Here is a 20,742-nt window from a genome sequence, read left to right as displayed (position 1 = left end):
AAGAAGTGATGAACAGAACCTTAAGTTGACGCGTATGAGGGCGGCGACTCCAGCGGGAAAAGCGCGAGCTGAAGACCCCGCAGGAACGCAATGCACGAGGAGGTGGGAAAGATTGATCTGTGTCTTTCCACACTTTGCCGTGCCCGCGGAAAGGAAATCAACGGCTTGCTTAAAAACCGCGTACTTGAATAATGAATCATTCAAATACGCGGTTTTAAATATTGGATATTTAATTTTATTTAGTAAACAATCCTACATAAACGATCATGTATGCAAATGTTCAGTACTATCTTCTTCCTCTGTAAAATAGAGGAAATTCTCATCTTCAAGTTCAGAAAGTCTCTCTTTATTAATACCAAGAGAAAGATTCCCCTCGAAAATTTCTTCCCACCAGGTTTCTGTCGTTGTCATTGTATTTCCTCCTTAATCGATTGTATTTTCGAATTAAACTTTATTTACCCTTGGGTGATATAATACAAACTGTAACCGGGCAAAAAGATTCGGAAGGCCTACTTTATATAATGAAATTTAAAATTTATTACTACTAAAGGAGCGAGTCAATTGGGTAAAACAACCTTTGCACTTATTGGAACAGGTATTGTCGGCGAACGTATTATTAAACAAATTCTTGCAAACGAAAACGCAGAAATCATCGCATTGTTCGACGAAAATACAGAACGGCTAACTGACATGGCGAATACATATGGCCTTTTTGCGGCATCCTCTTATGAAGAGGTTTTAGCCTTAAAACCGAATTGGGTTTATATCGGTACACCTCCAGTATCACACGCACCACTGAGTAAAATGGCAATTGAAGCCGGCTTAAATGTACTTTGCGAAAAGCCGCTGGCACATGATGCGGAAGACGGGTTAATTATGAAGCAAGCTGCTAGCGACAAAACAGTATTAACTGCGATGCATTTTCCGCTCATGTATAGCTCATCCGTAAGACATATGATGAAACTTGTTGAAAAAGAAACAATCGGCGATATTATTCGTGTCGAACTACATGCATATTTTCCGCACTGGCCAAGACTGTGGCAACAAAATCCGTGGATTGCTTCACGTGAACAGGGCGGATTTACGCGTGAAGTGTTCCCGCATTTTCTGCAAATTATGTATAGAATGTTTGGGAACATCAAGGTTCAAGACCACAAAACGACATATCCAGTCAATGAAACGCTTGCTGAGACAAGCGTCATTGCAATAGGTGAAACTGAAAACAAAATACCAGTACTTTTAAACGGACATACGGGAGTCGGACAGGAAGAAGAACTGTCATACATAGTATATGGAACAAAGGGCGTTTTAAAACTGCGTAATTGGTCGGAACTTAGCGTGGCACAAAAAGACAGTCCTTTTGAAATATTGACTTCCTTCGATTCAGTAAAAACGCTGATCGAAGAATGTATGTTAGCAATGGAAAATGAGGCTGAAATTCTTGTTCCGTTTTCTGAAGGACTCGTTGTCCAAGTGCTCATTGATGAACTACTGGCTGAAAAATAATGATGGAAATATGTGTATAATCATAAGCTGCTATAAGAATCTTTGCACTTTTCTGCAATTCTGTCTATCATAGAAAGTATTAATAGAATGGGGGAAGTCGATGAATTTCACAGCGAAAGATGTTGAATCGATGATTGCTTTACAGCATCAGTTTTATTTTACTGGTCAGACACGGAGCGCAGAATTTCGAAAGGAAATGCTCGCAAAGTTACGCGATGCAATTCTTGCAAATGAAGATGCCATTTCAGACGCACTTCAAAAAGATCTAGGGAAAAGTCCCTTTGAGTCATATGTAACTGAAATAGGTTTTGTCCTTTCAAGCATTTCGAATATGATTAAAAATGTAGAAGCTTGGATGAAACCACAAGTGGCCAAAACGCCGATTCATTTACAACCATCTAAAAGCTTTATCGTTCGTGAACCATATGGCTCTGTCTTGATCATCGGGCCGTTCAATTATCCATTTCAACTTGTCATGGAACCACTCATTGGTGCGATAGTCGGTGGAAACTGTGCCATTGTTAAGCCTTCTGAATCTGCAACTCATACAGTTCGTATCGTGGAGAAAATTATCTCAGAGACATTTTCACCTGAATATATTCGTGTGGTAGAAGGAGAGCGGGATGAAACGACTGCATTAATTCATGCGCCTTTCGATTATATTTTCTTTACAGGGAGCGTTGCAGTCGGGAAGGTAATCATGAAGGCTGCCGCTGAAAGATTAACGCCAATTACGTTGGAACTTGGTGGTAAAAGTCCAACAATCGTCGACCAAACTGCAGACTTATATCACGCCGCTGAACGTATTGTTTGGGGGAAGTTTTTAAATACTGGACAGACGTGTGTCGCGCCAGATTATCTACTTGTTCATCGTTCAGTAAAGAAAGAGTTTATCGAAATATTATCTGATACAATCCAAGCCTTTTATGGAATGGATGCCAAAGAAAGTCCTGATTACGGCAGGATTATTAATGAGCGCCAATTTATGAGACTTGTAAAAGTAATTGAAAAAGAATGGCCACAAATTGTCTTTGGTGGAGATTTTGATCGGTCTTCATTATTCATTGAGCCAACACTGCTTGACCGAGTGACTTGGGATAGTCCATCGATGCAAGATGAAATTTTCGGGCCAGTTTTGCCAATTCTTGAGTATGATAATCTCGGGGAAGTTATCCACCGCATTCGAGAGTTGCCGAAACCACTCGCTGCTTATATGTTTACGGAAAATGAAGAAGCTGCAAATTACTTTATTGAAAGTTTACCATTTGGCGGCGGATGTATTAACGATACGATTTCGCATGTGGGCAATACGAATTTGCCTTTTGGAGGAGTCGGTTCTTCTGGTATGAATGCTTATCATGGTAAGGATAGTTTTAATGTATTCACCCATGCAAAGTCAATGATGCAACGGAGCACAAAGATACCAATGAAACTCGCCTTACCACCATATGGAAATAAATTAAAAATTATCAAACCGCTTATCCGTTAATGGATGCGGTTTTTCTTTTCTTTTAGACTGGAATAAAAGTATACTTACTTATAGAGATTAATTTGTTGTTCAATTGAGCAAAGGGGATACTAAACATGACGAATGTATTTAATAAAGAGAAAACAGTAAAACTTTTAAAAAGACTTGTTGAAACACCTAGCCCATCTGGTTATACGTCGACAGTAATGGCGTTAATCGCAAAAGAATTTGAAACAATTGGTGTACCTTATCAAACGACAAATAAAGGCGCTGTTATAGCAACCATTGAAGGAACGGATACAACAAAGCATCGCCTATTAACTGCGCATACGGACACACTTGGAGCGATGGTGAAGGAAGTAAAAAGCAACGGTCGTTTAAAATTAACGATGATTGGCGGTTTCAATTGGAATGCAGTGGAAGGCGAATACTGCTTAATTCATACAGCTTCAGGCAAAAAGGTTCGCGGAACGATTTTAATGCATCAAACGACTGTTCATGTCTATAGAGATGCAGGTTCAGCGGAAAGAAATGCTGACAATATTGAAGTACGAATTGATGAAAAGGTATTTAATGCAGACGACACACGTAAGCTTGGTATTGAAGTAGGCGATTTTGTTTCGTTCGATCCTTGTTTCGAAGAGACGGATAGCGGGTTTATCAAATCGCGTCATTTGGATGACAAAGCAAGCACTGCGTTAGTTGTTGAATTAATACGTTCATTAATCGAACATGAAGTTAAACTTCCCTATACAACTCATTTTTATATTTCCAATAACGAAGAAATTGGTTACGGAGGAAACTCGAATATTCCTGCCGAAACGGTAGAATATATAGCGGTTGATATGGGAGCGATTGGCGATGGACAAACATCCGATGAATATACCGTCTCAATTTGCGCAAAAGATTCTAGTGGGCCATATCATTACGCGTTAACTCAACACCTTATTGAACTTGCTAAGCGTAAGAAGATTGGCTATAAACTCGATATCTATCCATATTATGGGTCGGATGCCTCGGCGGCAATTCGGGCAGGTTTTGATGTGAAACATGCGTTGTTTGGTCCGGGTATTGAATCATCACACGCACTTGAACGAACACATATTGACTCATTACAAGCAACAGCAGAACTTTTATATGCATATGTCACATCGGATATGATGGACTGAACGGAGGATTTTGATGGATACAAAGGAATTACTTTCAATTTTACCAATTAAAAAAGTCGTGGGAACGTTACCTCAAACAATAACGGATCTTGCGGTTAATTCGCGGGTCATAAATGCTGGCGGAATGTTCGTCTGCATTTCAGGCTTTACTGTAGACGGCCATGATTTTGTTCAACAAGCAGTTGCCAACGGTGCACGAGTCATTGTTGCATCAAAGCCGGTTGATGTTGACCTAGAAAAGATTGCTGTCGTTACAGTCGAAAATACAACGCGGGCGATTAGTTTATTGGCAGCGCGTTATTATCAATACCCTTCGAAAAAGATGACGATGATTGGTGTTACGGGAACGAATGGAAAAACAAGTGTTAGTGGAATTATTCAGTCTATTTTAAGAGCATCTGGAGAAAAATCAGCCGCTTCTGGAACAATCGGATTTGATTTGGATGGTACACTTTATGATACTGAAAATACGACGGGCGATGCGTTAACAACGCAAGCGATGATTGCACAAGCAGCCAATGAAGGCTGTCTTACTATGTCAATGGAAGTATCGTCTCATGGACTTGTTGAAGGCCGACTTGCCGGAACTGAATTTGATATTGCGGTATTTACGAATTTGACGCATGACCATCTTGATTTTCACGGAACGATGGACAATTACGGAGAAGCAAAAAGTCTTTTGTTTTCTCAACTTGGCCAAGATCTTGAGAAAAGAAAGTTTGCTGTTGTAAATGTGGATGATCCTTGGAGTGAGAAACTGTTTGAAAAGACAAGCTATCCGATATTAACTTACGGAATTAAGAACGAGGCTGTATTCCACGGAGAAGACATCGTACTTAATGCAGATGGGACAATGTTTACATTAAATTCTCCAGATGGTAAATTCCAGGTGACGATGAACTTAATCGGCGAATTTAGTGTAGCGAATGCGCTTGCTGCAATCGCGGCACTTTATGCCAAAGGGATGGCCACTTCAGATATTGTTCGCTATCTTGGTGAGATTGATACGGTGAAGGGTCGAATGGAAAAAGTTGAAACAGAGTTGCCTTTGACCATGTATGTTGACTATGCCCATACACCTGACGCTATTAAGAAAGCAATCGAGGCGGTTCTTCCTTATAAAAAGAATAAGTTGATTTTTGTTATTGGGACCGGGGGTAATCGGGATCGTGTTAAACGTCCTATTATGGGGAAAGAGGCCTCTGTTGCTGACTACGTGGTGTTCACAACAGATGATCCTCGCGACGAACCCTATGAAACGATTTTAGCAGAGTTAGAGTCAGGAATAGAACATGATAACTACGCTTGTATCGGCGACCGTGCCGAAGCGGTACGACATGCAGTAGCCGTTGCGAATCCCAACGACATCATCATATTTGCAGGTAAAGGGCATGAAGATTTTCAAATTATTGGAAATACAAAATATCCACATTCAGATGCGGACATCGCTCTTTCAGCAGCAGAGAAAAAATTCGGATCGAAAGAAGTAAAGAAATAAAAAAAGGACGAGCCGTCTAGATGCTAGGCGGCTCAACTTTATATGATCTAAAACATAAGCTGTTATTGCCAAGAAAAAAATGTTGAAATTTTAGGTTGTAATCACTATGATTAGACAAGCGGATTAAAAGGAGATTACAAATACATGAAGAACCCAATAAATGAAGAAATTGCATCCCGACGGACATTTGCGATAATATCCCACCCGGATGCCGGCAAGACAACGATTACAGAAAAACTACTTTATTTTGGTGGCGCGATTCGAGACGCTGGTACGGTAAAAGGTAAAAAGTCAGGCAAGTTTGCGACATCTGACTGGATGGAAATTGAAAAACAGCGTGGGATTTCGGTCACATCATCCGTTATGCAATTCGATTACGACGGCAAACGAGTCAATATTCTCGATACACCTGGGCACGAAGATTTCAGTGAAGATACGTATCGTACATTGATGGCAGTCGATGCTGCAGTTATGATGGTCGATGTCGCACGTGGGATTGAACCACAAACAATCAAGCTTTTCAAAGTGTGTAGAATGCGTGGGATTCCAATTTTCACTTTCATCAATAAAATGGATAGACTAGGTAAAGAACCATTGGATTTGATGGAAGAGCTTGAGGAAGTGCTTGGAATTGAGTCGTATGCGATGAATTGGCCAATCGGAATGGGCAAAGAATTTTACGGTATATATGATCGTTTTAATCATCGTATTGAACAAGTTCGTGCTGAGGGAGACGATCGTTTTCTTGAGTTGGATGAAGACGGAGGACTTCTCAAATCACATCCAATGATGGAAACATCCTATTACAAACAAACACTAGAAGATGTTTTATTATTGAATGAGGCAGGTAATGATTTCGACGAGGAACGTATCGCTAAAGGTGAATTGACACCTGTATTTTTTGGAAGTGCATTGACAAGTTTTGGTGTGCAGACATTTTTAGAGACATTTTTACAGTTCGCGCCTCCACCACAGCCAAGAATGACAAAAGATAAAACGGAAATTAGTCCACAGTCGGAAGAGTTTTCAGGATTCATCTTTAAAATTCAAGCGAATATGAACCCAGCGCATCGTGATCGTATTGCATTTGTGCGCATCGTATCAGGTGCATTTGAACGTGGGATGACTGTCACTGTTCCGCGGATTTCTCGGACATTTAAACTCACGCAAACAACACAATTTTTGGCTGATGACCGTGAAACAGTTGAGGAAGCCGTAGCTGGAGATATTATTGGTCTGCATGATACAGGGAACTATCAAATAGGCGACACGATAATCGGAGGGAAATCTTCCTTTACATTTGATGCATTACCACAATTTACGCCTGAATTATTTGTGCGTGTGACGGCAAAAAATGTTATGAAATCGAAGCATTTCCATAAAGGAATACTGCAACTTGTCCAAGAAGGTGCTATTCAATATTACCGTACGCTTCACACGGAAGATGTGTTGCTTGGGGCTGTTGGGCAACTCCAGTTTGAAGTGTTCGAACATCGTATGAAGAACGAATACAACGTAGAAGTGCAAATGGAGTACCTCGGTTCGAAAGTGGCTCGTTGGATTGAAAATGAAAGCGATGTAAAAGAATCTATGGCCGGTCAACGTGCAATGCTTGTAAAAGACCGTTATGAGAAATTGGTGTTTTTATTTGAAAATGAATTTGCGATGCGTTGGTTCAATGATAAAAATCCAGATATCAACTTGTATAGTTTACTTTAAAAATTTACAGCTAGTGGGACGGATTTCCGTTCTGCTAGTTTTTTTTATTGCCGTAAGGATTTATACAGATCGATGAAGTAGGTTGGATCTGCATCGACTGAAAACATAAATACACCTTGGTTGGTATGAAGATAAAACAACCCGCCTCGATTTGAAAATGGCTTATAGGATAGGTCATAAACATGTTCTAATGGAAAGTTATACTTTTCAGTTGAGATTGTATCGGTAGATAAACGGATACAATGCGTTGTTTGATTTGTCGTTTGCGCATACCAACCTGTAACCTTTTCAGCTAATTTATAGGTAAGGGTGCAAATGATTTGATGATTAGATTCATACATGGAAAAGACCTCCAATGTGAGTATATTTATATCCGGATATCCGGAAATGATGAAACCAATTATAACAGGTTTCGATTAAAAGACACGCATACATCGTTACGAATTGCGATGATTCGGGTGGCTTTTATTTTTTGTGAATTTGATTGCAGAGAGTGGCCATGTAAAGGACCAAGATTGCGTGTAAAGTATGTTTGTTTTTGTCGAATATGAAGTTCCTATTTGAGAAAGGGTTCTTCATTCATTATGATTGAACTAGTGTATCTTTTATCAAGAAAGGGCGTTCCCATGAAAATTAGTAATTTTTCAATAAAAAGACCAGTTTTTACGATTGTCACCATGTTTCTCGTAATCATTCTAGGTATGGTATCATTTTTTCGCATACCAGTAACACTAATTCCGGAATTAAACCCACCCGTAGCGGTGGTTGTCTCTAGTTATCCAGGGGCTTCGCCAACAGAAGTGAGCGAGAAAGTAACGAAGCCGCTAGAAAATAGTCTGTCGACCGCACCTGGATTGAAATCAATTCAATCATCATCACAGGAAGGTTCGAATTTTATTTTTCTGATGTTTGATTGGTCTACAAAAATTGATGATGTCCAAATGGATTTACTACAACGGGTCGACCAAGTTCCGATGCCGGACGGTGCGAATGCGCCTCGGTTGTTAAAATTTGACCCATCGCAATTTCCGGTAATTCAATTGTCATTAAGTGCAAAAGATAACGATGCGGATATCCGATTAGTTGCTGAACAATTGGAGCAAGAATTACGCCGAACGAAAGGTGTCGCGAGCGTTACTGTTTCTGGAAAGCTAGTCGAAGAAGTTCAAATCACACTCGATGAGAAAAAGTTGGAACAAAATGGCTTGGCGCAAGAAGACATCGTCCAACTGATACAAGCCAATAATGTTTCAATGCCAGGCGAACCAATTGAGACAAATGAAGGAAAGCAACTAACAACTCGAATTGTAAGTATGTTAACTTCTGTTGATGATATTCAAGATTTAACAATTGCCGTCAATCCTGTCGATGGGAAAAAAGTTAAAGTCAGTGACGTAGGAAAAGTTGAACTTACAGAAGCGCATGCGACGACAGAGACCCGTGCAAACGAAGAGCCGGCTGTTCTGATGTCAGTCTTGCAAGAATCTGGGGCAAATACAGCTGACGTCTCTACGTCGTTTAAAAAGGCTCTGGACGACCTTCTGGCGACTGAGCAGTATAAAGGGATTGAATCGAATATACTTTTTGACCAAGGAGATTACGTTAAATTAGCGATTGGAAATATAGGTCAGTCACTTATTCTAGGTGGCTTGTTTGCAATGATTGTCTTGTTTTTCTTCCTACGGGGAGTTAAGAGCCCAATCATTATTGGGATTGCAATTCCATATTCAGTCATTGTGACCTTCGTTTTAATGTATTTTGCGAACTTCTCTCTCAATATCATGACACTGGGGGCATTGGCTCTTGGTATAGGTATGCTCGTGGATAATGCCATTGTCGTTATTGAAAATATTGAACGACATTTATCAATGGGAAAAGACCCAAAACAAGCAGCAATGGAAGGTACGAAAGAAATTGGAGGCGCAATCACGGCGTCAACACTGACAACGCTTGCTGTGTTCGTACCTGTATTATTCATTAGTGGTTTAATAGGTGAAATCTTCACAGAATTTGCGTTAACGATTTCGTTTAGCCTATTTGCATCATTGGTGGTTGCATTAACGGTTGTACCGATGATGGCAGCCCGAATATTGAAGAAGCCAAAAGGGGACTATGAAGCGAGAAGAAGGCGTTCAAAATCATTGAACCGATTTGAGCGATCAGTAAAATGGGCATTGAGTAACCGTATAAAGGTGCTAGGAATTACGGTTGTATTACTTGTGATTAGTGGATATGGATTATTTAAAGTCGGGACAGAATTTTTACCTGCAACAGATGAAGGATCTTTTAGTGTTGCGGTAAAACTTCCGAATGGCGCTTCAACAAATGCAACGAATGAAGTCGTCCAAAAGATAGAGTCTACTTTAAAAGAACAAGATGATGTTGAAGTCTATGTAAGCCTTGTTGGCGGCACACAAGAGAGTTTAGCACAGGGGTCATCAAATGCAAATCGCGCAGAAGTCTACGTAAAACTGGTTCCCCTTGGTGAGCGAGATCGTTCAGTATTTGAATTTGTTGATGAAGTTCAACCAGTCGTCATAGAAACAGTTGGAGAGGATGCAGAAATTAGTTTTAATCTGCAAACTGCATCGGGTTCATCTCCAAATACGTTAAGTTTTTCACTGAATGATACCAATGAAAAAAGGCTGGACGAAGCAGTCACGAATTTGAATGATGAGTTAACGAACATAGACGCGGTCACGGAAGTAACAAATACACTTGCTGATACAGTTGAAGAAATTCAGATTACTGTAGACCGTGAAAAAGCTACAGACAAAGGGTTAGTACCTTATCAACTCGCCCAAACTGTTAATAATATTACGCGCGGTGCGTTTGCAACACAAATCATAAGTGAAGAAAATGAAGTGTATAGCGTTTTAGTTGAGTACGATGAAAAATACCGAGATAGTATCGATAAATTGCGGAAATTAAAAATACGAAATCAAGTCGGCGAATTTGTAGCATTAGGCGATGTGGCTACTGTTGAGATAGCTGAAGGTCCAGTAGCAATCCAACGTGTTGATCAAGCTCATTCTGTTACTTTTAACGTGAAGTATTCATCGACCGAAACACTGGGGCAAATGACGGCAAGAGTCAATGACACGTTCGAAAAGATAAACTTACCGGATGAGATTGATGTTGTATTTAGTGGAGATCGTGAGTTATTTGAAGGGGCAATTGATGATATGATGCTCGCGCTTGCGCTTGCGGTCGTCCTTGTATACATGGTCATGGCGGCACAATTTGAATCATTTAAATACCCATTTGTGATTATGTTTTCTGTGCCGCTTATGATAATTGGCGTGGCCATCGGATTATATGCCACAAATACACCAATCGGTGTGACTGCAATAATTGGTATACTGGTCCTCGTTGGAATTGTTGTCAATAATGGAATCGTGTTAGTGGATTATATTAACCAGCGAAAAGAAGCCGGTCTTAGTTCGTATGATGCGATAATATCTTCTGTCAGAGACCGTGTTCGTCCAATCCTTATGATGGCATTAACGACAATTCTTGGGCTATTACCACTTGCCCTTGGACTCGGAGAAGGAACTGAAATGAATCAGCCTATGGGAATTGCAGTAATTGGTGGATTATTGAGTTCAACAATACTGACACTTTATATCGTTCCGATTATCTATAGTCTAATTGATAAACAAACAAGGAAAAATGTGTAAGTCAAAAGAAGGTCTGAATTAAAATAAAAGTGGCGTATTCATTCAAGTTTTTACTTGTGATGAATACGCTTTTCTTATTTCTTTTAATTATTTTCAGAACATTCCTCCAACAGGAGATAAATAATGTTATACTAAAATAAAAAATGGGGTGTAGCGGATGAATGTTCATTTTTTCACGGGGTTCCCAGGGTTTATCGCTAGTGAATTAATTAGAGGATTGATTATAAAAGGTAAACTTGAAAAATTGTATGTACTTGTTTTAGAAAGTGAATTAACGCAGGCAAAAAAAAGCCTGCTTGAAATTAGAGAAGAATTAGATGAACATTTTGAATTTGAAATAATCCTAGGAGATATTACGCTAGAGAATCTAGGAATGCATGAAGTCGCGCTCAGCAAAATTTGGGGAGAAGAACTTGTTATATGGCATTTGGCCGCTATATACGATCTTGCGGTGAAAAAGGAAATTGCTTGGAAAGTAAATGTGGATGGAACGAAAATGGTTTGTAATTTCGTGCGTACACATCCCTCCATCACTCAATTCATCTACTTCAGCACTGCATACGTTGCGGGAAATCGTGAAGGCAAAGTACTTGAGACGGAATTGATCCGTCCAACTGGATTTAAAAATCATTATGAAGAAACGAAATTTGAAGCCGAGTGTCTCGTGGAACAATTAAAAAAAGATACCGCTGTTACCATTATTAGGCCTGGAATCGTTAGGGGACATTCAAAAACAGGCGAAACGATAAAGTTTGATGGACCTTACTTTTTTATGAATATGATTGATAAAATAAAGTGGATGCCTATTATTCCGTACCTTGGAAAATCAGATGCAAATATAAATGTAGTCCCGGTAGATTATATAATTGATGCGACAATATTTTTTGTGGGGCTTGAGTCCGCGCTTGGAAAGACCATTCATTTGACCGATCCAGCACCACATTTAGTCGAGAATGTATATAAAGCAATGGTGAAAGAATTAGCTGGCAAAGAACCAAAAGGACGATTCCCGCGTAAATTAGCGGAAAAAGGGCTTTCTTCAAAATGGCTACAACGAAAATTAGGCGTTGAAGTTGAAAGCTTGGCCTATTTAACATGGAATGCCAATTTTGACACCACAATCGCTGAGGAATTACTAGCAGACAGTTATATCCAATGTGCAGATTTTATTGCGACTATCCCGGCGATGTCTAGATTTTATAAAGAAAATAAGAAGCAGAAAAAATTTCATGTAATTATTCGATAAAACTCGTTTACAAATCAAAGATGGGTGGTATACTAAATTCAAAGACCCAACTTAATATCTTTTGACTATTGTCAAAGGGGAGTAGCTTTAGGGAAACCTATTTCATAATCGTCAATACGTGGCTAACTTTGCCATCGGTTATGATAGCCGAAATTTAAAGATTAAATTCCGACTTTGCGAGACCTTTGCCTATTTATTAGGTGAGGGTTTTTTTATTTTGTATTTACTAGGAGGAAGATTTTTTGGAAGCAATATTACTGGAATATGCATGGGTACTTGTGGTACTTATTGTACTCGAAGGACTATTAGCCGCGGATAATGCGGTAGTAATGGCTGTAATGGTAAAACATCTACCAAAAGTACAACAGCAGAAAGCATTGTTTTACGGACTCTTGGGTGCATTCGTTTTTCGATTTGCGGCTTTGTTCATGATTACTTTTCTCGTTAACATATGGCAAATCCAAGCACTTGGAGCAGCATATCTTTTATTTATATCCATCAAAAATATTTATGATAAAAAGAAAAAAGATAAGCATGGTGATGACTTAACGAAACCGCGTAAACAGTCAGGTTTTTGGATGACCGTATTTAAAGTTGAATTGGCAGATATTGCATTCGCTTTAGACTCTATGTTAGCGGCAGTAGCTCTTGCGGTTACACTTCCTGAATTGGGCAATTTCGATGTTGGTGGAATTAACGGTGGTCAATTCACTGTTATGTTATTGGGTGGCTTAATTGGTTTAGTTATTATGCGATTTGCTGCGCGGAAATTTGTTGTCTTACTAGATAAATACCCGTCCCTCGAAACAGCTGCTTTTCTCATAGTAGGTTGGGTAGGGGTTAAGTTAGTCGTCCTAACATTGTCACATGAAAAACTACAAATTCTTCCTACAGATTTTCCACATTCAACTATTTGGAAGACGACATTCTGGGTTGTTCTCGTAGGAATTGCACTTTATGGTTACCTCGTCGGTGTAAGCAACGATCGAAAAAAGAATAAAGAACAAAACAAATAATTTATTATTGCAGGAGGTAGTCAATTGCATCGATTAAAATTAACTCGTGAAAGCTTTAAAAGGCTAACTCCTGCGCAAATTATTGTGTTTTATTATTTTTTAGCCATTGCATTTTCATTCTTGCTTCTCAACTTACCCGGCGTCTATAAGCCGGGGATTAAGATTGAGATGATAGATAGTCTTTTCACAGCTGTGAGTGCAGTCAGTGTGACAGGTTTAACGGCTATAAATATTTCCGAAACATACACACCCTTTGGGATCAGCATGATTATGGTCGTCCTTCAATTTGGAGGAATTGGGATCATGTCAATCGGAACATTCTTTTGGTTATTGATAAGAAAAAAAATTGGTATGAGAGAACGTCAATTGATTATGGTCGACCATAATCAATACAATCTTTCTGGTGTTGTTTATCTCATTAAAGAAATCGTGAAAATTATATTCCTGATTGAGCTAATCGGTGGATTAATTTTCACTTTTTATATTATGAGATTTTATGATTCTTTTAGTGAAGCCTTTTTAAATGGATTGTTTCTGGCAGTATCTGCGACAACAAATGCTGGTTTTGATATTACAGGCGAATCACTGAGACCGTTTTTCAATGACTATTTTATACAAACTATTACGATGCTTTTAATCATCCTAGGGGCAATTGGTTTTCCAGTTTTAATAGAGGTGAAAGCCTTTTTTTCGAAGAAAAATCCGCGATTTCGTTTTTCGCTCTTTACGAAAATCACGACGATGACTTTTGGTTTCCTGTTAGTTTTTGGCGCAATAATGATTTTTATTCTCGAGTCATTTAACTCATTTAAAGGAATGGCTTGGCATGAAAAGATATTCGCATCGTTATTTCACTCGGTTTCTTCTAGATCAGCAGGTTTAACGACGATAGATGTTACGCAGTTTAGTGATGCGACAGATATTGTCGTGAGTTTGTTAATGTTTATTGGTGCGTCGCCAAGCTCGGTTGGGGGCGGTATACGAACAACGACGTTTGCAATTGCAATCTTATTTCTCATTAATTTCGCAAGAGGACGAGAAGTTATTCATATTTTTAATCGGCAAATTAAGCTGATTGATGTATTTCGTTCGTATGCGGTTATTTTATTGGCTAGTATAATGGTTATTGTCGCATTGCTGATTTTAATGGTGACCGAGCCGAATATGACAATCATTGAGCTGTTATTTGAAATAACATCTGCATTTGGTACTTGCGGTATGTCTCTTGGCATTACATCCGATCTTTCAGTAACAGGTAAATCTATTATTATGGCGTTAATGTTTATTGGCCGAGTTGGACTCATATCATTTTTGTTTACACTTGGTGGTAAAACAGAGAAACCACATTATCAATATCCACAAGAAAGAGTAATTATCGGGTGAAAATAGATTTTTAAAATAAAATATTTGTTTTTCAAATGAAAGACCTAAACCGTTATACTATATAATAGTATAACGGATTTTTTGTCATTAAAGCTCTAATTTATCAACCTTTATTTTTTCATATTATAAAAAATATAAACTACTCACATATTAAAATAGGAAACAGTTTTAAACAACAGTGCCTTTAGACCTATACCAATATTTCTCTAATTATGGAATAATCGGAATTGAGTAGTTTTTCATGAATAGACTACTTTCGCATGAATAAGTGATATTCTACATATTGTTTGATTAAGGGGTGAGAAGGATGACAATGCAGTTTGAGCAAAATGAATTAAGTGAGGTCAAAAACTTTTACAATAAATCAAGCAAACCTTTTGCAATTATTGATGCAAAAGGCAAGATTATTCAGGTAAATGATGAATTCCAACAAAAATTTAATGTGAAACCACTTGAAAACATTAAGGCATTATCTAATGAAGAACTTAAATGGGATAAAATGATAAAACGAGCATTAGATATAGGCTACACCACATCTGATTTTCCTCTTATTACGAAGCCACATGCGAAATCTAATTCTGTAAGAATACACCTTATCCGCGATAATTCAAGTAGAATTATTGCGCTTTTCGATATGTCTAAATCAGATATAAAAAGTCTTGGCGTGACTAAATTAAAAGTATTCAAGAAGCCTGAAAGTCTAGTCATTACTTTTGATCCGTCTGGAATCATTAAAAAAGCAAATAATCATTATGATACAATTCTCGGGTTCTCAAAAGGCGAGTTAGTTGGGAAAAGTATCTACGATTTCAGTGAGTTATTAGGCCATTCAAGAGAAATGTTTTTAAATTCTATAAGAAAAACTATATATGAAGGATTTACTGAATTATCTTTGACATTCCAGAATTTTGATGAAAAGACTTTTCACTTTCAGATAAAAACCTATTTTGATGATTCCCAGGGGTTGTTTGTCATGAGAATGCTAGACTGTACCCAAAAAGTCGAATTAGAGAACCGTAGAGCCCATAAGGAATCACTTTATGAAGTTGGTCAACTCGCCGCAAGTATTGCACATGAAATTCGAAATCCAATCACGACACTTAAAGGATTTACACAGCTCTTAAGAAATTCAACTGCAGAAGAGTCAGAAAAGTATTTAACGGTAATTGACGATGAAATTACTCGTATGGAAACAATATTAAATGAAATGCTTGTACTTTCTAAGCCGACCGTAGAGGAAAAATCTTATGTATCTTTACTTGAATTAGTTGCAACGATGGTTAATTTATTTCAACCTAAAGCCCGTATAGAAGGTATTTCGATTTCACAGGTGAATGGGAATTTAGAAGAAGTCATTATTTTAGGTTACGAAGCGAAATTGAAGCAAGCATTACTAAATCTCATGAAGAACGCGCTAGAATCTATGACTAGTGGTGGAACATTGACAATTAGCTTCGAAGTTCTAAACACTAAAGAGGTAAATATAATCGTATCAGATACGGGTAAAGGGATGTCTGTCACCCAATTAAAACAAATATTTATGCCTTTTTTCACAACGCGTGCTGATGGAACTGGACTGGGTTTACCTTATGTCATCAAAACGATTGAAGAGCATGGCGGTACGGTGTCTGTTTCAAGTGAGGTTGGCAAAGGCTCTAAATTCATATTATCTTTTCCTTCAGTGTCGTTGCATAGAACCTCAAGCGATAAAATGAATGCTTTACAATCTGAACCAGCTTTTTGATATTTTGACAAGTCCCTTTAAATTCCCTTATACTCTAATAGCGAGTTATGGAATAATAAAAGGTGGAAGAGTCTATGGAAAATAGTACAGAACGCGCGTTAAAGTTATTTATCGTCCTTTCACGTTCATGTAAAGTGATTTTAGATGAAGCGCATCAGTTAATCGATAAGTATGGATTAAATCCAACAGAGTTTGGTGTCTTAGAACTTCTATATCATCGAGGGAGACAGCCGATTCAAAAAATAGGGTCGAAAATATTACTCCGAAGTGGATCTATGACTTATGTTGTAGATAAACTGGAGAAAAGAGGATATCTAGAAAGAGTTTTTTGTTCTGAGGACAAGCGAGTCACGTATATATCAATTACGGAAGCTGGAGTCGAACTAATCGAATCTATTTTTCCTGAGCACTCAAAAAATATTGAATCACTCATGAGTGGGTTAAGTTCAGATGAGCAGAATACAGCAATCGACTTACTCAAAAAACTCGGATTATCTGTTAGAGATTTATCATAAGGAAAACGGCAACTCAAAAAATGAGTGCCGTTTTTTTTACGGAAAATTATATATTAGTGATATGGTATTATTTTGTATCGGATTATTAAGATAAGTTTGGTAAATAGTTTTCGGTCTGGTACTATATTAATAAAGCATATTCCTTTTTTGCTAAATCAGTTATGCTAATCGTCATTCAATATGGTTCATTTGATGTGTGATGGAACCGTGGAGGGATATTGGTGGAAAAAGAGATAGAGAGATTGCGTAAGAAGATGTTGGACACTGCAGCCGAGAAAGGTCTAAGTTCCCATGAAACACTAAGAATTAGCAGAAACCTTGATGATTTAATAAATGATTATGAAAAACATCTTTCTAATTTAAAGCACACAAAGCCAGAGGGAGAAGAGTAATACGAGTAAGACAATATATATATGAAAATTTCAGGAGGGGTTATGAGTGGTTTCGATCCAAGAATTTAAGCAAGAACTGAATCAGGCTATTATAGGCAGAGAAAAAGAATTTGATTTTATGTTAATCGCACTATTGCAAGAAGGACATGTCTTATTGGAAAGTGTTCCGGGGTCAGGTAAAACAATGATGGCTAAAAGTTTTGCGAGTGCATTTAAAGGAGAATTTAGGCGTGTTCAGTTTACACCAGATGTATTGCCATCAGATGTAACAGGAATTCGTTATTTTAATCCGCAAACACAGGATTTTGTTTTAAAAGCTGGTCCAGTTTCGACAAATATTCTCCTTGCAGATGAAGTCAACCGAGCTACACCAAGAACGCAATCTAGTTTACTAGAATCCATGGAAGAGAAACAAGTCACGATTGATGGTGAAACGATCAAACTTCCTACACCATTTATGGTCATTGCGACACAAAACCCAATCGAATCACAACAAGGAACTTTTCCATTACCAGCAGCACAACTTGACCGTTTTTTATTTAAACTTAATATCGGTTATCCTACATTAGAAGAAGAGCATCAAATTTTAAAGCAATATGGACATAATCCAGGTGAAATTACTACGTCATCCGTAATTGGTCCAGCCGATGTAGAAAAATGGGCATCAGAAGCAAGCAATGTGACAGTTCATGAGGATATTGAACATTATATCTTGAAAATAGTTCGCACGACGCGAGAACATCCTTTTATCGAACTGGGCTTAAGTTCACGTGCGGCGTTAGCAATTCTGCGGGCTGCAAAAGCACATGCCTATATCTCCGGAAGAAGTTTTGCGACACCAGATGATGTAAAAGCGATTATTGAACCTGCAGCATTACACCGTATGGAGTTATCTACGGAAGGGATGTTGACTAAAGAATTAGACGACGTATTGAAAGATATTATCAGTTCAATACCGGCTCCAATAGAAGCGGCACTTTAATGAATTGGAGTCGCCATGAAGAAGGATTTAAATCTTTACATTTTATGATGGGCGTCGCACTCATCTTCTTAATGTTTGCACTCATTTATTTCCAAGTTGCGCTTGCAGCTTGTTTTGCATCAATTCTTCTTATTGGGATGGTTCAAAATGTATACTATAAAAATGTAGGAAAAGAGTTAAAGTTATTACCGCTTAAAAATAAAGCCCGCTTTTTAATAGGGACTGAATCGGACTTAGTGTTGGAGTTTGAAAACGGAAGACTTCCTATATGGAATGGAAAGTTAACACTTTCCATTGAAGATTCGGTTATTCCAGCATTAGACGATATGCAACATTTTAGTGGAATTTTCGATTTCACAGTGCCATTTTCAGTTGGAAGTTATGAAAAAACACGTATTACAATTCCGTTAGAAGGTAGAAAAAGAGGATTGTCCAGGATTACGCGTGTCATTATTGAAGTTCCACATATATTCGGAGAAGGTACGATTTTAATGGAACTTGAGGATGCGGTGATGCAGGAAAATTTAGTATATCCAAATATAGTTCCGTTTACAGGAGATTTAAATCCATCTCCATTCAAACCAGGTGATGTGCCTCAACGTCAATCGCTATTCCATGACGTATTTCAACCGATTGGTACCCGCGACTATGTACCATCGGATCGTTTTGATCAAATTCATTGGACGGCTAGTGCGCGCATGCAAAAATTGCAGACAAAGGAATATTTACCAGTGACTGAACAATCAGTGATGTTCATTCTAAATTCAATTGAAAAAGCGCGCACAGCAGGAGATTTTGAAAAAAAAGTAGAGCGACTGGCATCTTATGTTGACTATTGTACGCGGCACGCCATACCTTATGAGATGATTATTAATATCAGGACATTTGGAACTGAACCTTATATTCATCAAGCAACGGGTACTGGAAAAATCCAACATCAAAAATCACTTGAATTACTCGCTCAACTCTCTGAGAAAAATGCGAAAATCCCTTTTGAAAATGTCCTGCAGAATATTGAGTCGAAAGTGCAATTGGCACCAACAATTGTAATGATTACTCATGAACCTGAACGTTTCCATGCATTTTATGGTAAATGGGCAAAACGTAGCGAGGTCATTATGGACAGCTCATATGAAGGGGGTGAGGAGCAGTGGATCAACGACAAATCGACAGCATCAGTTTCAGACTGAAAAATGTTGAAAGCTTCATCTTGGAGCTCTTATTGCTTACTTATCCACTCTTATTAGTTTCGGAAAACTTACTTGTTAGCCCACATTATTTAATAATATTCCTTGCAATAGTTGTTGGTCTGATGAGTCATTTTTTCTTTTCTCGTACTCGCTATTCGATTATTATAGGGTTATTATTATCACTAATTATCGCAGTTCCATTTTATTTTATCGAGTTAAGGTTACCGGTGGTCATCTTAATATTTTTATATACTTGCTGGCGGATCCACGCAAATTTTGGTTTGAAGCGTCTTGGTAGGTGGAATTTTCTTGCGATTAATACAATCGTATTTACTATTTTTTATTTTATCACGAGAAGTTATTTGCAAAAAGCACATGCTATAGAAATTAACAAAGTGAATGTCCTCCTATTTTTGATAACAACAGCTCTTTTCATCATCATTCGCTATCTGACAACGTTAGCACTTGGGAGGCGTATGGTTGCATTTGATCGGAAAGAAACTAGTCTTGTATTTGCCGTCATTTTCGGAGTCGGAACTGTAACCTATCTCATCGTTTACTTCTTAATAGAACCGGTTCGAACGGGGGTTCTTGCTGTTTTAGGATTTCTGTTTGGTGGGATTTTTATGTTTATAGCTGCTTTCATCACGCCATTTTTAGATTATATTATTGATTGGCTTGATTATTTAAGATGGAAAAGTTATCAGGAGATGGAACCGCCTATTTTAAACTTTGATGATGATGCCGATGAAAAAATGGAAATATTGACTTCGAGTACAGAACTTGATGTATGGATTTATGTCGTTCTAGCTGGGGGAATTTTGGCAGCTATTTTATTGTTTATGATTTTTAGAAAGAAACAACATAATTATGAAGAGTTAAATGGGCATTCATATAAAGTACGTTTTTTTGGTCGTCAAGATTCCGAAAATGAAAATCGACAACATGTATATGATTATTCTGTTGCTTCTAACGCTGTAAGGACGGCTTTTCAAGTTTTTGAAAACGATGCAAATCAAGCTAAGTATCCGCGTTTTGCAGAGGAAACTGTTAAAGAGTGGTTCTCCAGAATGGGTTGGGGGAACAGCCATAAGCTATTTGTTACCTATGACAAAGCACGATATAGTTCCATGACCTTAACTGAAGAAGAAGGCAAACAATTTGTTGCTTATTTAAATAAAATTAGAGATGAGCACTTTTCGACTCAAAGGGATCGAAGATAATTGAATGGAGG

General features: G+C 38.1%; 17 protein-coding genes. 15 read left to right on the top strand and 2 right to left on the bottom strand.

All coding sequences use genetic code 11. From position 1 onward, the window contains the following. Positions 1-264: 264 nt before the first annotated feature. On the bottom strand, positions 265-411 hold the full coding sequence (locus AC25Y1_RS04755) for a hypothetical protein (protein WP_488146800.1): 147 nt from the start codon (positions 409-411) through the stop codon (positions 265-267). Positions 412-561: 150 nt separating this feature from the next. Between AC25Y1_RS04755 and AC25Y1_RS04750 the strand changes: the two genes are divergently transcribed. The 5 genes from AC25Y1_RS04750 to AC25Y1_RS04730 all read left to right on the top strand — a co-directional run bounded on the left by AC25Y1_RS04750 (position 562) and on the right by AC25Y1_RS04730 (position 7,360). Further along, positions 562-1,506, top strand: a complete 945-nt coding sequence (locus tag AC25Y1_RS04750; RefSeq protein WP_488146799.1) for a Gfo/Idh/MocA family protein — start codon at positions 562-564, stop codon at positions 1,504-1,506. 100 nt (positions 1,507-1,606) lie between these two features. Further along, the gene (locus AC25Y1_RS04745; RefSeq protein WP_488146798.1) at positions 1,607-2,995 is read left to right on the top strand and encodes an aldehyde dehydrogenase; all 1,389 of its coding nucleotides are present in this window, start codon (positions 1,607-1,609) and stop codon (positions 2,993-2,995) included. 95 nt (positions 2,996-3,090) lie between these two features. Next, complete coding sequence (locus AC25Y1_RS04740; RefSeq protein WP_488146797.1) at positions 3,091-4,143, top strand: M42 family metallopeptidase; 1,053 nt, start codon at positions 3,091-3,093, stop codon at positions 4,141-4,143. Between the two features lie 13 nt (positions 4,144-4,156). Then, entirely contained in the window at positions 4,157-5,641 is a 1,485-nt protein-coding gene (locus AC25Y1_RS04735) for a UDP-N-acetylmuramoyl-L-alanyl-D-glutamate--2,6-diaminopimelate ligase (RefSeq protein WP_488146796.1), read from the top strand. A 144-nt stretch (positions 5,642-5,785) separates the two neighbouring features. Further along, the gene (locus tag AC25Y1_RS04730; RefSeq protein WP_488146795.1) at positions 5,786-7,360 is read left to right on the top strand and encodes a peptide chain release factor 3; all 1,575 of its coding nucleotides are present in this window, start codon (positions 5,786-5,788) and stop codon (positions 7,358-7,360) included. A 44-nt stretch (positions 7,361-7,404) separates the two neighbouring features. Here the strand turns inward: AC25Y1_RS04730 and AC25Y1_RS04725 are convergent, their stop codons facing one another. Next, on the bottom strand, positions 7,405-7,701 hold the full coding sequence (locus AC25Y1_RS04725) for a hypothetical protein (protein WP_488146794.1): 297 nt from the start codon (positions 7,699-7,701) through the stop codon (positions 7,405-7,407). A gap of 285 nt (positions 7,702-7,986) precedes the next feature. Here AC25Y1_RS04725 and AC25Y1_RS04720 point away from each other — a divergent pair, with 285 nt between their 5' ends. The 10 genes from AC25Y1_RS04720 to AC25Y1_RS04675 all read left to right on the top strand — a co-directional run bounded on the left by AC25Y1_RS04720 (position 7,987) and on the right by AC25Y1_RS04675 (position 20,731). Further along, entirely contained in the window at positions 7,987-11,040 is a 3,054-nt protein-coding gene (locus AC25Y1_RS04720; protein ID WP_488146793.1) for an efflux RND transporter permease subunit, read from the top strand. Between the two features lie 157 nt (positions 11,041-11,197). Further along, positions 11,198-12,286 (top strand): SDR family oxidoreductase, encoded by a 1,089-nt coding sequence (locus AC25Y1_RS04715; protein ID WP_488146792.1) that lies wholly within the window; start codon positions 11,198-11,200, stop codon positions 12,284-12,286. A gap of 242 nt (positions 12,287-12,528) precedes the next feature. Continuing rightward, the gene (locus tag AC25Y1_RS04710) at positions 12,529-13,302 is read left to right on the top strand and encodes a TerC family protein (RefSeq protein WP_488146791.1); all 774 of its coding nucleotides are present in this window, start codon (positions 12,529-12,531) and stop codon (positions 13,300-13,302) included. A 24-nt stretch (positions 13,303-13,326) separates the two neighbouring features. Beyond that, a complete protein-coding gene (locus AC25Y1_RS04705; RefSeq protein WP_488146790.1) occupies positions 13,327-14,685 on the top strand; it encodes a TrkH family potassium uptake protein in 1,359 nt (452 codons plus the stop codon). A gap of 307 nt (positions 14,686-14,992) precedes the next feature. Beyond that, complete coding sequence (locus tag AC25Y1_RS04700) at positions 14,993-16,429, top strand: ATP-binding protein (protein ID WP_488146789.1); 1,437 nt, start codon at positions 14,993-14,995, stop codon at positions 16,427-16,429. Positions 16,430-16,503: 74 nt separating this feature from the next. After that, positions 16,504-16,944, top strand: a complete 441-nt coding sequence (locus AC25Y1_RS04695) for a MarR family winged helix-turn-helix transcriptional regulator (protein ID WP_488146788.1) — start codon at positions 16,504-16,506, stop codon at positions 16,942-16,944. 221 nt (positions 16,945-17,165) lie between these two features. Next, positions 17,166-17,336 (top strand): aspartyl-phosphate phosphatase Spo0E family protein, encoded by a 171-nt coding sequence (locus AC25Y1_RS04690; RefSeq protein WP_488146787.1) that lies wholly within the window; start codon positions 17,166-17,168, stop codon positions 17,334-17,336. A 46-nt stretch (positions 17,337-17,382) separates the two neighbouring features. Further along, positions 17,383-18,318 carry an AAA family ATPase gene (locus AC25Y1_RS04685; protein ID WP_488146786.1) on the top strand — a complete coding sequence of 312 codons (936 nt, stop codon included), beginning with the start codon at positions 17,383-17,385 and terminating at the stop codon, positions 18,316-18,318. Continuing rightward, the gene (locus AC25Y1_RS04680; protein ID WP_488146785.1) at positions 18,318-19,508 is read left to right on the top strand and encodes a DUF58 domain-containing protein; all 1,191 of its coding nucleotides are present in this window, start codon (positions 18,318-18,320) and stop codon (positions 19,506-19,508) included. The genes AC25Y1_RS04685 and AC25Y1_RS04680 overlap by 1 nt, the downstream gene beginning before the upstream one ends. Beyond that, positions 19,469-20,731: a hypothetical protein gene (locus AC25Y1_RS04675; RefSeq protein ID WP_488146784.1), complete on the top strand. Its 1,263-nt coding sequence runs from the start codon at positions 19,469-19,471 to the stop codon at positions 20,729-20,731. The genes AC25Y1_RS04680 and AC25Y1_RS04675 overlap by 40 nt, the downstream gene beginning before the upstream one ends. The last annotated feature ends 11 nt before the right edge of the window (positions 20,732-20,742 follow it).

Source organism: Sporosarcina sp. Y1009 (assembly GCF_057669865.1).
The sequence above is the reverse complement of the archived record's forward strand: the minus strand, read 5'-3'. Positions and strand labels throughout refer to the sequence as shown.

Bases quoted from the DNA above. Each gene is read 5' to 3' on its own strand.
- AC25Y1_RS04695 (WP_488146788.1), top strand. From the start codon at position 16,504: ATGGAAAATAGTACAGAACGCGCGTTAAAGTTATTTATCGTCCTTTCA.
- AC25Y1_RS04730 (WP_488146795.1), top strand. From the start codon at position 5,786: ATGAAGAACCCAATAAATGAAGAAATTGCATCCCGACGGACATTTGCG.
- AC25Y1_RS04745 (WP_488146798.1), top strand. From the start codon at position 1,607: ATGAATTTCACAGCGAAAGATGTTGAATCGATGATTGCTTTACAGCAT.
- AC25Y1_RS04755 (WP_488146800.1), bottom strand. From the start codon at position 411: ATGACAACGACAGAAACCTGGTGGGAAGAAATTTTCGAGGGGAATCTT.
- AC25Y1_RS04725 (WP_488146794.1), bottom strand. From the start codon at position 7,701: ATGTATGAATCTAATCATCAAATCATTTGCACCCTTACCTATAAATTA.
- AC25Y1_RS04715 (WP_488146792.1), top strand. From the start codon at position 11,198: ATGAATGTTCATTTTTTCACGGGGTTCCCAGGGTTTATCGCTAGTGAA.
- AC25Y1_RS04720 (WP_488146793.1), top strand. From the start codon at position 7,987: ATGAAAATTAGTAATTTTTCAATAAAAAGACCAGTTTTTACGATTGTC.
- AC25Y1_RS04735 (WP_488146796.1), top strand. From the start codon at position 4,157: ATGGATACAAAGGAATTACTTTCAATTTTACCAATTAAAAAAGTCGTG.
- AC25Y1_RS04700 (WP_488146789.1), top strand. From the start codon at position 14,993: ATGACAATGCAGTTTGAGCAAAATGAATTAAGTGAGGTCAAAAACTTT.
- AC25Y1_RS04740 (WP_488146797.1), top strand. From the start codon at position 3,091: ATGACGAATGTATTTAATAAAGAGAAAACAGTAAAACTTTTAAAAAGA.
- AC25Y1_RS04680 (WP_488146785.1), top strand. From the start codon at position 18,318: ATGAATTGGAGTCGCCATGAAGAAGGATTTAAATCTTTACATTTTATG.